At 70.8% G+C, this 11,780-nt stretch carries 10 protein-coding genes; 5 read left to right on the top strand and 5 right to left on the bottom strand.

Annotated elements, in window-relative coordinates:
- Window positions 1-10: 10 nt before the first annotated feature.
- Both sufB and CPH93_RS26625 read right to left on the bottom strand, forming a co-directional pair.
- Window positions 11-1,432 carry a Fe-S cluster assembly protein SufB gene (sufB, locus tag CPH93_RS26630; RefSeq protein ID WP_093482599.1) on the bottom strand — a complete coding sequence of 474 codons (1,422 nt, stop codon included), beginning with the start codon at window positions 1,430-1,432 and terminating at the stop codon, window positions 11-13.
- The gene (locus CPH93_RS26625; RefSeq protein WP_096214285.1) at window positions 1,429-2,292 is read right to left on the bottom strand and encodes a helix-turn-helix transcriptional regulator; all 864 of its coding nucleotides are present in this window, start codon (window positions 2,290-2,292) and stop codon (window positions 1,429-1,431) included. The genes sufB and CPH93_RS26625 overlap by 4 nt, the downstream gene beginning before the upstream one ends.
- 290 nt (window positions 2,293-2,582) lie before the next feature.
- Here CPH93_RS26625 and CPH93_RS26620 point away from each other — a divergent pair, with 290 nt between their 5' ends.
- The 3 genes from CPH93_RS26620 (at window position 2,583) to CPH93_RS26610 (ending at window position 5,511) form a co-directional block, all read left to right on the top strand.
- The gene (locus CPH93_RS26620) at window positions 2,583-3,545 is read left to right on the top strand and encodes an ABC transporter ATP-binding protein (RefSeq protein ID WP_093482601.1); all 963 of its coding nucleotides are present in this window, start codon (window positions 2,583-2,585) and stop codon (window positions 3,543-3,545) included.
- An 88-nt stretch (window positions 3,546-3,633) separates the two neighbouring features.
- Complete coding sequence (locus CPH93_RS26615) at window positions 3,634-4,422, top strand: ABC transporter permease (RefSeq protein ID WP_093482602.1); 789 nt, start codon at window positions 3,634-3,636, stop codon at window positions 4,420-4,422.
- Window positions 4,423-4,506: 84 nt separating this feature from the next.
- Entirely contained in the window at window positions 4,507-5,511 is a 1,005-nt protein-coding gene (locus tag CPH93_RS26610; RefSeq protein ID WP_096214284.1) for a COX15/CtaA family protein, read from the top strand.
- On the opposite strand, the gene CPH93_RS26605 is transcribed toward CPH93_RS26610, so the two are convergent.
- From CPH93_RS26605 to CPH93_RS26595, 3 genes are all read right to left on the bottom strand, one after another.
- On the bottom strand, window positions 5,484-6,530 hold the full coding sequence (locus tag CPH93_RS26605; protein WP_093482604.1) for an amidohydrolase: 1,047 nt from the start codon (window positions 6,528-6,530) through the stop codon (window positions 5,484-5,486). The two genes, CPH93_RS26610 and CPH93_RS26605, sit on opposite strands and share 28 nt — an antisense overlap.
- Window positions 6,531-6,665: 135 nt before the next feature.
- Entirely contained in the window at window positions 6,666-7,046 is a 381-nt protein-coding gene (locus tag CPH93_RS26600; RefSeq protein ID WP_093482605.1) for a hypothetical protein, read from the bottom strand.
- 46 nt (window positions 7,047-7,092) lie between these two features.
- On the bottom strand, window positions 7,093-8,070 hold the full coding sequence (locus CPH93_RS26595) for a heme o synthase (RefSeq protein ID WP_371126765.1): 978 nt from the start codon (window positions 8,068-8,070) through the stop codon (window positions 7,093-7,095).
- 459 nt (window positions 8,071-8,529) lie between these two features.
- On the opposite strand from CPH93_RS26595, the gene tkt reads away from it, so the two are divergent.
- Window positions 8,530-10,620, top strand: coding sequence for a transketolase (tkt, locus tag CPH93_RS26590; RefSeq protein WP_096214283.1), 2,091 nt, complete (start codon window positions 8,530-8,532; stop codon window positions 10,618-10,620).
- A gap of 35 nt (window positions 10,621-10,655) precedes the next feature.
- On the top strand, window positions 10,656-11,774 hold the full coding sequence (gene tal, locus CPH93_RS26585) for a transaldolase (RefSeq protein WP_093482608.1): 1,119 nt from the start codon (window positions 10,656-10,658) through the stop codon (window positions 11,772-11,774).
- Window positions 11,775-11,780: the final 6 nt, after the last annotated feature.

Genomic DNA, 11,780 nt, shown 5'->3' with positions numbered 1-11,780 from the left:
GGGTGCGGCGTCAGCCGACCGCGCCTTCCATCTGCAGCTCGATCAGCCGGTTGAGCTCCAGGGCGTACTCCATCGGCAGCTCACGGGCGATCGGCTCGACGAAGCCGCGCACGATCATCGCCATGGCCTCGAACTCCGTCAGGCCGCGCGCCATCAGGTAGAAGAGCTGGTCCTCGCTGACCTTGGAGACCGTGGCCTCGTGTCCCATGGAGACGTCGTCCTCGCGGACGTCGACGTAGGGGTAGGTGTCCGAACGGGAGATGGTGTCCACCAGCAGGGCGTCGCACAGCACGTTGGACTTGGAGCCCGCAGCGCCCTCGCCGATCTCGACCAGACCGCGGTAGGAGGTGCGGCCGCCGCCTCGCGCCACCGACTTGGAGACGATGTTGGAGGAGGTGTTCGGCGCCATGTGGACCATCTTGGAGCCGGCGTCCTGGTGCTGGCCCTCGCCCGCGAAGGCGATGGACAGGGTCTCGCCCTTGGCGTGCTCACCCATGAGGTAGACCGCCGGGTACTTCATCGTCACCTTGGAGCCGAGGTTGCCGTCGACCCACTCCATGGTCGCGCCCTCGTAGGCGACGGCGCGCTTGGTGACCAGGTTGTAGACGTTGTTCGACCAGTTCTGGATGGTCGTGTAGCGGCAGCGGCCGCCCTTCTTCACGATGATCTCGACGACCGCGGAGTGCAGCGAGTCCGACTTGTAGATCGGCGCCGTGCAGCCCTCGACGTAGTGGACGTAGGCGTCCTCGTCGACGATGATCAGCGTCCGCTCGAACTGGCCCATGTTCTCGGTGTTGATCCGGAAGTAGGCCTGCAGCGGGATGTCGACGTGGACACCCTTGGGGACGTAGATGAACGAGCCGCCGGACCACACCGCGGTGTTCAGCGACGCGAACTTGTTGTCGCCGACCGGGATGACCGTGCCGAAGTACTCCTGGAAGAGCTCCGGGTGCTCCTTGAGGGCGGTGTCGGTGTCCAGGAACAGGACGCCCTGCTCCTCCAGGTCCTCACGGATCTGGTGGTAGACGACCTCGGACTCGTACTGCGCGGCGACACCGGCGACCAGGCGCTGCTTCTCCGCCTCGGGGATGCCGAGCTTGTCGTAGGTGTTCTTGATGTCCTCGGGCAGCTCCTCCCAGGAGGCGGCCTGCTGCTCGGTGGAGCGGACGAAGTACTTGATGTTGTCGAAGTCGATGCCCGACAGGTCCGAGCCCCACTGCGGCATCGGCTTCTTGTCGAACAGCTTCAGGCCCTTGAGGCGGAGCTTGAGCATCCACTCCGGCTCGTTCTTCTTCGCCGAGATGTCGCGGACGACGGCCTCGGAGAGCCCGCGCTTGGCGGAGGCGCCGGCCACGTCGGAGTCGGCCCAGCCGTATTCGTACTTGCCCAGGCCCTCGAGCTCGGGGTGAGCAGTCTCCGTGGGGAGCGTCATGCGGGGTTCCTCCCGGCCGTGCTTGCAGATGCTGTGGTGGTCTTGGTGGTGCGTGGCGTGCGGTGAGCGGCCTTGCCGGCGCCGGCCTTCGGGACGAAGGTCGTGCACACCCCGTCGCCATGGGCGATGGTGGCCAGCCGCTGTACATGGGTCCCCAGCAGTCGGGAGAAGACCTCGGTCTCCGCCTCGCACAGCTGCGGGTACTGCTCGGCGACATGGGCGACCGGGCAGTGGTGCTGGCAGAGCTGTTCACCGAGCTGGGGATTGGGCGCGCTGCGCGCCGTAGCAGCGTACCCGTCCGCGGTCAATGCCTTCGCCAGGGCCTCGGTACGGGCCTCCGGCTCGGCGGCCTCGACCTCCTTGCGGTAGCCCTCGGCCTGGGCGGCGAGGCGGGCGCGGGCGAAGGCCGCAACGGCCGCCTCGCCCTTTTCGCCGCCGCCCGCGCTCTGCGCGATCCAGCGCAGCGCCTCGGTGGCGAGCTGGTCGTAGGCCTGGTCGAAGGCGTCCCGTCCGCAGTCGGTGAGGGCGAAGGCCCTGGCCGGGCGGCCGCGGCCACGCGTGCCGTAGACGCGCTTCTCGCGGGGCTCGACGACGCCCTCGGCGGCCAGCGCGTCCAGATGGCGGCGGACGGCCGCCTGGGTCAGCTCCAGCCGGAGGGCCAGCTCGGCCGCGGTGGACGGACCGTGGTCGAGGATGGAGCGGGCGACCTTGTTGCGGGTGCCCTGTTGTTCGTCGTGCGGCGCCGCGGGGTGACCGGCGCCGGCTGCTGCGCGGCGCTCGGGGTGCTCGGGCGCGGAGGCGGCCGGCCCGGCGGTCTGCTCGGCCGCGGGCCCTTCCTGATCCTCGCTCGCGTATTTCACAACGCCATTGTTGCGTAATTCGTCAAAGCGATACAAGCCTCGTCCCGATCACGGGCGGGTGGCCTCTATCACTTAGGTTCACCTAATTCAAGCACCTGCCGAAACCCTCGAATGCCCCTCCGACCTGCAACGGGACGGGCCCCGCCGACGGCCGCGGACAAGGGCGCACCAGGGCGCACAGGGCGGCGGAAATTGTGCGGCCGCGCACCGCCGTCTTGCGTACCCCGGCGCCCTTCCGCACCCACGCCCCCATTGAAGAGCGCCCTGCCACTCTCCGTAGACTGCCCGGCATGCCCAGCACCTCTCCGGGGGGCGCCCCCCGGCCCCCTGGCCGAGAGCCTGCCGTCGAGGTCGTCGGACTGGTCAAGCGCTACGGCACCAAGACCGCCGTGGACGGACTCGACCTGACCGTCGAGCGCGGCGCGGTGACCGCCGTGCTCGGCCCCAACGGCGCCGGCAAGACCACCACCGTCGAGACCTGCGAGGGCTACCGCCGCCCGGACGCCGGCCGCGTCCGGGTGCTGGGCCTGGACCCGGTCGCGGACGCCGCGGCGCTGCGGCCGCGCATCGGTGTGATGCTGCAGTCCGGCGGCGTCTACGCGGGCGCCCGGGCCGAGGAGATGCTGCGGCACACCGCGACCCTGCACGCCGACCCCCTCGACGTGGGCATGCTGATCGAGCGGCTCGGCCTGGGCAGCTGCGGCCGGACGCCCTACCGGCGGCTGTCCGGCGGCCAGCAGCAGCGCCTGGCGCTGGCGATGGCCGTGGTCGGCCGCCCCGAACTGGTCTTCCTCGACGAGCCCACGGCCGGACTCGACCCGCAGGCCCGGCACGCCACCTGGGACCTCGTACGCGAGCTGCGCGCCGACGGCGTCAGCACCGTGCTGACCACCCACTTCATGGACGAGGCCGAGCAGCTCGCCGACGATGTCGCGATCATCGACGGCGGCCGGGTGATCGCCCAGGGCAGCCCGGACGAGCTGTGCCGCGGCGGCGCGGAGAACAGCCTGCGCTTCACCGGCCGCCCCGGCCTCGACCTCGCCTCGCTCCTCAAGGCGCTGCCCGCGGACAGCGCCGCCACCGAGCCGGCCACCGGCGTCTACCGGGTGCACGGCAAGGTCAACCCGCAACTACTGGCCACCGTCGCTTCCTGGTGCGCCCAGAACGGCGTGATGCCCGACGCGATAGCCGTCGAACGCCACACCCTGGAGGACGTCTTCTTGGAGCTCACCGGCAAGGAGCTGCGCGCATGAATCACGGCCCCACGACATTCGGCCGGGGGTCCGGGGGTCGTCCCCCGGGAAGGCACAGCTTGGAGCTCACCGGCAAGGAGCTGCGCGCATGACCGCCACCGGAGCCGGTGTCGCTTCCGGCACGTTCACCCCGCGGCCCGGCGCGGCGCCGCTGTCCCGGATGATCCGGGCGCAGGCGGCGCTGGAGACCCGGATGCTGCTGCGCAACGGCGAGCAGTTGCTGCTGACCGTCGTCATCCCGACGCTGCTGCTGGTGCTGTTCTCCGCCGTCGACATCGTCGACACGGGGTCCGGGAAGCCGGTGGACTTCCTTGCGCCGGGCGTCCTCGCGCTGGCCGTGATGTCCACGGCGTTCACGGGCCAGGCCATCGCCACCGGCTTCGAGCGCCGCTACGGAGTCCTCAAGCGGCTCGCCGTCTCCCCGCTCCCCCGCTGGGCGCTGATGACCGCCAAGACCTGCGCGGTGCTGGTCACCGAGGTCCTGCAGACCGTGCTGCTGACGGTGATCGCGCTGGCGCTGGGCTGGTCCCCGCAGGGCAGTCCGGTGCCGGTGCTGCTGCTGCTCGTCCTCGGTACGGCCGCCTTCTCGGGCCTGGGTCTCCTCATGGCGGGGACGCTGAAGGCCGAGGCGACGCTGGCCGCCGCCAACCTGGTCTTCCTGCTGCTGCTCGTCGGCGGCGGGGTGATCGTGCCGCTCGCGAAGTTCCCGGCGGCGGCGCAGTCCGTCCTGCAGTTCCTGCCCGTCTCCGCCCTGTCGGACGGCCTGCGGGACGTCCTCCAGCACGGCGCCGGGATGCCGTGGACCGACCTGGGGATCCTCGCCGTCTGGGCGGTCCTCGGGCTGGGCGCGGCGGCGAAGTTCTTCCGCTGGGAGTAGCCGCCGGCGGCCGCGGGGCTGGCCCTGGGCGCGTCCGGGACCCCTCGTGAAATCTTGCACAAGGCCCGTCCTACGATGTCTCCCGTGCCGAAAACGCTGAATCCCTTTGAGCTGATCGCCCGCCACTGGCAGCCGTCCGCGGCCTTTGTGCGGCGGGCTGCGCTGGCCACCGTCGTGATGGCCGTGATCATCGTCGTCACGGGCGGCGCGGTCCGGCTCAGCCAGTCCGGACTGGGCTGCTCGACCTGGCCCAAGTGCACACCGGACAGCCTGACGCCGACCGCCGCCATGGGGATCAACGGCCTCATCGAGTTCGGCAACCGCATGCTGACCTATGTGCTGTGCGGGGTCGTCGGGCTGTTCATCATCGCCGCCCGCGCCCGCCACCCCCGGCGCCGCCCGCTCACCCGCCTCGGCTGGGCGCAGTTCTGGCTCGTCATGAGCAACGCCGTCATCGGCGGCATCACGGTCCTGACCGGCCTGAACCCGTACATCGTCAGCGCGCACTTCCTGGCGGCCACGGCGCTGCTCACGGTCGCCGTAGTGACCTGGCAGCGGGCGAGCGAGGGCGACGAGGAGCCGCACGGCCTGGTCGCACGGCCGGTGCGGCAGCTGGCGTGGCTGCTGGTGGCGGCGTCCGGCGCGCTCACCGTCATCGGCACCGTCGTCACCGGCGCGGGCCCGCACGCGGGCGATGCCCACAAGGTCCACCGGATCCCGGTGGACTGGCAGGAGATCACCCAGCTGCACGTCGACTTCGTCTACATCGTCATCGGCCTGACCGTCGCCCTGTGGTTCACGCTGCGCGCCGTCACGGCACCGGCCGCCCCGCGCCGCAGGGTCCTGGAGCTGTTCGTCTGCCTCGCCGCGCAGGGCGTCATCGGCTATGTCCAGTACTTCACGGGCCTGCCCGAGTTCGTCATCGGGGTGCACATGCTGGGCTCGACCCTGGTGTGGATCTGCGTGCTGCGGGTTGCCATGTCGCTGCGCGACCGCGGTCCGCTCCTGGAGGAGGAGCCCTGCGGGCCCGCCCTCGCGGGCGAGGACGAGGCGCCCGGTTCTCAGCTGGCCGCCGCGTCCAGCCGGTAGACCCGGCGCGCGGTCCCCGACCCCACCATCTCCATGATCCGCCGCCCGTCCTCGGCGCCGCACAGCCCCTCGTCGGTCCACTCCCGTACGAGCCGGCCCATGGCGCGGACGAAGAACCGCGCGCCGGTGACGTACAGCTCGGGCAGCCCGCGGGCGCCGGAGGAGAACAGCAGCTTGCCGAACGGCGCCTGACCCAGCGTCTCCTCGGGGCGGGGCCCGGCGTCCGCGTACACATGGGCGTGCAGCGCGGCGAGCTGCGCGGCCCGCCGGTGGTGCGGCGCGGCCGGCAGCAGGACGAGGGCCGAACCGATGCCGGCCGTGGCCCGCAGAAACGCCGCCAGCGGCTGCGGATCGGTGCAGTGCAGCTGCACCGGCAGACCGGTCGCCACCGCGCTCCACAGCAGATGCCGGACGAGGGCGGGCTCGCCGAGCCGCTCCCCGGGGCGGCGGCCGCGCAGCCAGCGGTCCGCGGCGCGCCGTACCTCACCGGCCTCGGGGGCGTGTGCGTCGCAGTGGGTGGCGCCGGAGGCGAAGGCGGTGGCGTGCTGGGCCGCGGCGTAGAGGGCCTCGGCGGTGTAGCCGATGAAGGAGTCGACGCTGCCGGAGGTGTCGGCGACCTGCTCGGCGAGCGGTTCGAGCCGGACGACCTCGTGGGCCGGGGCCTCGGCGGCGGTGGCGAGTTCGGTGGCCGAGGTCAGCTCGCTGGGGGTGCCGGCCTCCAGCAGGAACGTGCCGATGCCGCAGCCGCGCAGCAGTATCCGTCCGGCGCGATAGGCGCCGACCTCGCGCCTGCGGGCGAGGTAGCGGGCGGGCGGGCAGTGCGGTTCCAGGCCGAGCAGCGGGGGGCACCAGCGGCGTATCGCCAGGCCGGTGACGCTGTCGAAGTAACTGGTACCGGCGGGTGCCGGGCCCTGGGCGCCGACCGCGGCGGCGAGGTGGCTCTCGAAGGAGCCGAGGCCGAGCTCGCCGTGCACCGCGCCGTGGCTGTACTGATCGATGAGCGGTGGAGATCCGTCCATCCGCCCCTCCTCGCCGTGAGCCCGCCGGGCGTGGCCGGAGCGCCGCGCCCGGTGAACCTAACGGCCGAGGTGGTGGTGAGGTAGCGGGCTCCGCTTCCGGCGTGCGCTCCGGCGCACGGCGCCCGGGACCGGACGTCAGGCGTTGGCCCGGCCGCCCACCTGGATGCCCGCCATCCGGGACCACTCGTAGCGGCCGGTGCGGACCCTGGCGGCGAGGTCGCCGTCGAAGTCGTCCTGGAGCGTGAGGCCGGCCTGCTCGGCGGCGGCCTTGGCGGATTCGAGGGTGTCCGCGACGAGGTTGCCCCACTCGCCGTTGGCCCCGACGAGGGCGATCCGGATGCGGCCGCGGCCGATGTGCGCGAGCTGGCCTTCGGCGCTGCCGCCATGGGTGGCGGCGAAGGCGCGGATCTCCCGGGCGAGCCTGGCCGTGTGCCGGCCGGCCCGCTTTCCGGCCGCTGCGCCGGCCACCGTCTCCACCTGCTCGTCCGCCTGCTGGGTGTCTGCCATGAACAGCATGCTACCCGCGAGTACTGCTCTGTGTGGGGGTGATCCCCCACACCCCCTAGCGAAGGAAGGGATCCACCGCGACGGCGACGAACAGCAGCGACACATAGGTGATGGACCAGTGGAACAGCCGCATCTCCTTGAGCTTGGCGCCCGTGATCCCGGCCTTGGCGCGGGACTGCAGACCGTGCGCCTCCTTGAGCCAGAAGCCGCCGCAGACGAGCGCGACCGCGGTGTAGAACCAGCCGGTGTAGCCCAGCGGCTGGAGCAGCAGGGAGACGCCGACCATCACCCAGCTGTAGGCGACGATCTGGCGCGCGACGACCTTGTTGCCCGCGACGGCCGGCAGCATCGGCACCCCGACCCGCTCGTAGTCGTCCTTGACCTTCATCGACAGCGGCCAGTAGTGCGGCGGCGTCCAGAAGAAGATGACGAGGAAGAGGATCACCGCGGCCCAGGAGAACGAGTTCGTCACCGCGGACCAGCCGATGAAGACCGGCATACAGCCCGCGATACCGCCCCACACGATGTTCTGCGAGGTGCGCCGCTTGAGGATCATCGTGTAAACGACGACATAGAAAAGCAGCGCACCGAGCGACAGCATCGCCGACAGCGGGTTGACGAGGTACCAGAACCAGGCGGTGGAGCCGACCGCGAGGGCGGTCGCGAACACCAGGCACTCGCGCGGCGAGACCATGCCGGTGACCAGCGGCCGCTGGGACGTGCGGTCCATCAGCGCGTCGATGTCGCGGTCGAGGTACATGTTGAAAGCCGCGGCGCCGCCGGCGGAGAGATAACCGCCGACGCAGGTCGCCAGGACGAGCCACAGATCGGGCACGCCCTTGGCCGCCAGGAACATCACCGGCACCGTGGTCATCAGCAGCAGCTCGATGACCCGTGGCTTGGTCAGCGCCACGAATGCCTTGACGCGAGCCCCGAACGGCCGGTCACCGGGACTTCTGGGGAACTGAGAGCGCTTCCCCACAGCCATGGGGGCGGTGCCCCCACCCGCAGGACGGGATTCGACGGCCGTCACGCACACCCCTGGAAGTAACATCAGCGGCCTCTGCCGCAGAAGAGATAAGGCCTGCAAGCTCCTTCGGCGGTGTGGACCCGTAGGGAAGGGCTTGCGCGTACCACGCCACTTTAGACGTTGGCCATTCGGCGATCTTCGCGGGGGTGGGGTCGTGTTGGGCGCCGGGACGCGGAGGCACCCGGGCATGTTTCCTCGCCCGTTCACCCGGCGTTCGGGAGGCGAACCGGACGGGCGCCCGGCAGTCTGGTCGTATGGCCGTCCGGTCCGGGCGGGGAATCCGCGTGGTCCCCCTGTGGTTGCCCGGAGCGACCGCCGGCCCGCCCCGCACCCACCGACTGAGCGCCGGAAACTTCGACTGAGCGTCGAAAAGACGCACGCACTTGCGGGGGTAGGCTCGACACCGCCTGGCGGGCACACCGTCCGCGGCATTCGACATGTGGAGAGGAGCCCTGACTCAGGGTGAGCACCAAGCCGACCACCACAGATCTCGAGTGGACCGAACTGGACCAGCGTGCGGTGGATACCGTCCGTGTCCTGGCCATGGATTCCGTGCAGAAGGTCGGTAACGGCCATCCCGGTACGGCCATGAGCCTGGCGCCGGCCGCCTATCTTCTCTTCCAGAAGCTGATGCAGCACGACCCGGCGGACGCGAACTGGACCGGCCGCGACCGGTTCGTCCTCTCCGCGGGCCACTCCAGCCTGACCCTCTACATCCAGCTCTACCTCGCCGGCTACGGCCTGGAGCTGGATGACCTGAAGGCGTTCCGCACCTGGGGCTCGAAGACCCCCGGCCACCCGGAGTACGGGCACACCACCGGCGTGGAGACCACCACCGGCCCGCTGGGCCAGGGTGTCGCCAACGCGGTCGGCATGGCGATGGCGTCGCGCTATGAGCGCGGCCTGTTCGACCCGGACGCGGCGCAGGGCACCTCGCCCTTCGACCACACCATCTACTGCATCGCCGGTGACGGCTGCCTCCAGGAGGGCATCTCCGCCGAGGCCTCCTCCCTGGCGGGCCACCAGAAGCTCGGCAACCTCATCCTGCTGTGGGACGACAACCACATCTCCATCGAGGGTGACACCGAGACCGCGGTCTCCGAGGACACCGTCAAGCGCTACGAGGCCTACGGCTGGCACGTCCAGCGCGTCGCGCAGCTGCCCAACGGCGACCTGGACCCGGTCGGTCTGGCCAGGGCCCTGGAGGCCGCCAAGGCCGAGACCGAGCGCCCGTCGTTCATCGCGATGCGCTCGATCATCGCCTGGCCGGCCCCGCACGCCCAGAACACCGAGGCCGCGCACGGCTCGGCACTGGGCGAGGACGAGGTCGCGGCCACCAAGCGCGTCCTGGGCTTCGACCCCGAGAAGTCCTTCGACGTCGGCGACCAGGTCCTCAAGCACACCCGGGGCGCCCTCGACCGCGGCCGGGACGCCAAGAAGGAGTGGGAGAAGTCCTTCGCCGCCTGGCGCACCGCCAACCCGGAGCGCGCCGCGGAGTTCGACCGGATCGCCGCGGGCGAGCTGCCCGAGGGCTGGGAGGACCACCTCCCGGCGTTCGAGACCGGCAAGTCGGTGGCCACCCGCGCCGCGTCCGGCAAGGTGCTGCACGCCCTCGGCGCGGTGATCCCGGAGCTGTGGGGCGGCTCGGCCGACCTGGCCGGCTCGAACAACACCACGATCGACAAGACCTCCTCGTTCCTCCCGGCGGACAACCCGCTGCCGGAGGCCGACCCCTACGGCCGCACGATCCACTTCGGTATCCGTGAGCACTCCATGGCCGCGGAGATGAACGGCATCACGCTGCACGGCAACACCCGTGTCTACGGCGGCACGTTCCTGGTCTTCTCCGACTACATGCGCAACGCCGTCCGGCTGTCCGCGCTGATGCACCTGCCGGTGACGTACGTGTGGACGCACGACTCCATCGGTCTGGGCGAGGACGGCCCGACCCACCAGCCGGTCGAGCACCTCGCCTCGCTGCGCGCCATCCCGGGCCTGAACATCGTCCGCCCGGCCGACGCCAACGAGACCGCCATCGCCTGGCGCGAGATCCTCAAGCGCTGGACGAAGGAGTACGGCGTGGGGGCCCCGCACGGCCTCGCGCTGACCCGTCAGGGTGTGCCGACGTACCCGGCCAACGAGGATGCCGCCAAGGGCGGTTACGTGCTGTTCGAGGCCGACGGCGCGGACGCCACGCCGCAGGTCGTGCTGATCGGCACCGGCTCCGAGGTGCAGCTCGCCGTCGCCGCGCGCGAGCAGCTGCAGGCCGAGGGCGTTCCCACCCGTGTGGTGTCGATGCCGTGTGTCGAGTGGTTCGAGCAGCAGGACCAGGCCTACCGCGACAGCGTGCTTCCCCCGTCCGTGAAGGCCCGTGTCGCCGTCGAAGCCGGCATCGGTCTGACCTGGCACCGTTTCGTCGGTGACGCCGGGCGCATCGTCTCGCTGGAGCACTTCGGTGCCTCGGCCGACGGCAAGGTCCTCTTCCGCGAGTTCGGCTTCACCGCCGACGCGGTCGCGGCCGCCGCCCGGGAATCCATCGCAGCCGCGCGCTGACGCCCGTACACGACAAAGTAGGAGATGCAGAACCCATGACAGACGCACTCAAGCGCCTCTCCGACGAAGGCGTCGCGATCTGGCTGGACGACCTGTCGCGCAAGCGCATCACGTCCGGCAACCTCGCAGAGCTGATCGACCAGCAGCATGTCGTCGGTGTCACGACGAATCCGTCGATCTTCCAGAAGGCGATCTCCGCGGGCGACGGCTACCAGCAGCAGGTCACCGACCTCGCCGCCCGCAAGGTCACCGTCGAGGAAGCCATCCGCATGATCACGACGGCGGACGTCCGCGACGCCGCCGACATCCTGCGGCCGGTCTTCGACGCCACCGGCGGCCAGGACGGCCGGGTCTCCATCGAGGTCGACCCCCGTCTGGCGCACAAGACCGTGCCGACCATCGCCGAGGCCAAGCAGCTGGCGTGGCTGGTGGACCGGCCGAACACGCTGATCAAGATCCCGGCCACCAAGGCGGGCCTCCCGGCGATCACCGAGGTCATCGGCCTGGGCATCAGCGTCAACGTCACGCTGATCTTCTCGCTGGAGCGGTACCGCGAGGTCATGGACGCCTACCTCGCGGGCCTGGAGAAGGCCAAGGCCGCGGGTCTGGACCTGTCCCTGATCCGTTCGGTGGCGTCGTTCTTCGTCTCCCGTGTGGACACCGAGATCGACAAGCGCCTGGAGAAGCAGGGCTCGGACGAGGCCAAGGCCCTCAAGGGCAAGGCCGCGCTGGCCAACGCCCGGCTGGCCTACCAGGCCTACGAGGAGGTCTTCTCCTCGGAGCGCTGGGCCGCTCTCGACAAGGCCGGCGCCCACAAGCAGCGTCCGCTGTGGGCCTCGACCGGCGTCAAGGACCCGGCCTTCAAGGACACGCTGTACGTGGACGAGCTGGTCGCCCCGGGCACGGTCAACACCATGCCGGAGGCCACCCTGGAGGCCACCGCCGCCCGCGGTGAGATCACCGGTGACACCGTCCGCGGCCGCTACGACGCGGCCAAGGCCGACCTCGATGCGATCGCGAAGCTCGGGATCTCGTACGACGATGTCGTGCAGGTCCTGGAGGACGAGGGCGTGGAGAAGTTCGAGGCCTCCTGGATCGACCTGCTCAAGTCCACGGAGGCGGAGCTCAAGCGCCTCGCTCCCTCGGAGGGCTGATCTCCC

Source organism: Streptomyces sp. 2323.1 (genome assembly GCF_900221035.1).
GTDB classification, from domain to species: Bacteria; Actinomycetota; Actinomycetes; order Streptomycetales; family Streptomycetaceae; genus Streptomyces; species Streptomyces sioyaensis.
The sequence above is the reverse complement of the archived record's forward strand: the minus strand, read 5'-3'. Positions and strand labels throughout refer to the sequence as shown.

Bases quoted from the DNA above. Each gene is read 5' to 3' on its own strand.
- tal (WP_093482608.1), top strand. From the start codon at position 10,656: ATGACAGACGCACTCAAGCGCCTCTCCGACGAAGGCGTCGCGATCTGG.
- sufB (WP_093482599.1), bottom strand. From the start codon at position 1,432: ATGACGCTCCCCACGGAGACTGCTCACCCCGAGCTCGAGGGCCTGGGC.
- CPH93_RS26600 (WP_093482605.1), bottom strand. From the start codon at position 7,046: ATGCTGTTCATGGCAGACACCCAGCAGGCGGACGAGCAGGTGGAGACG.
- CPH93_RS26620 (WP_093482601.1), top strand. From the start codon at position 2,583: ATGCCCAGCACCTCTCCGGGGGGCGCCCCCCGGCCCCCTGGCCGAGAG.
- CPH93_RS26615 (WP_093482602.1), top strand. From the start codon at position 3,634: ATGACCGCCACCGGAGCCGGTGTCGCTTCCGGCACGTTCACCCCGCGG.
- CPH93_RS26605 (WP_093482604.1), bottom strand. From the start codon at position 6,530: ATGGACGGATCTCCACCGCTCATCGATCAGTACAGCCACGGCGCGGTG.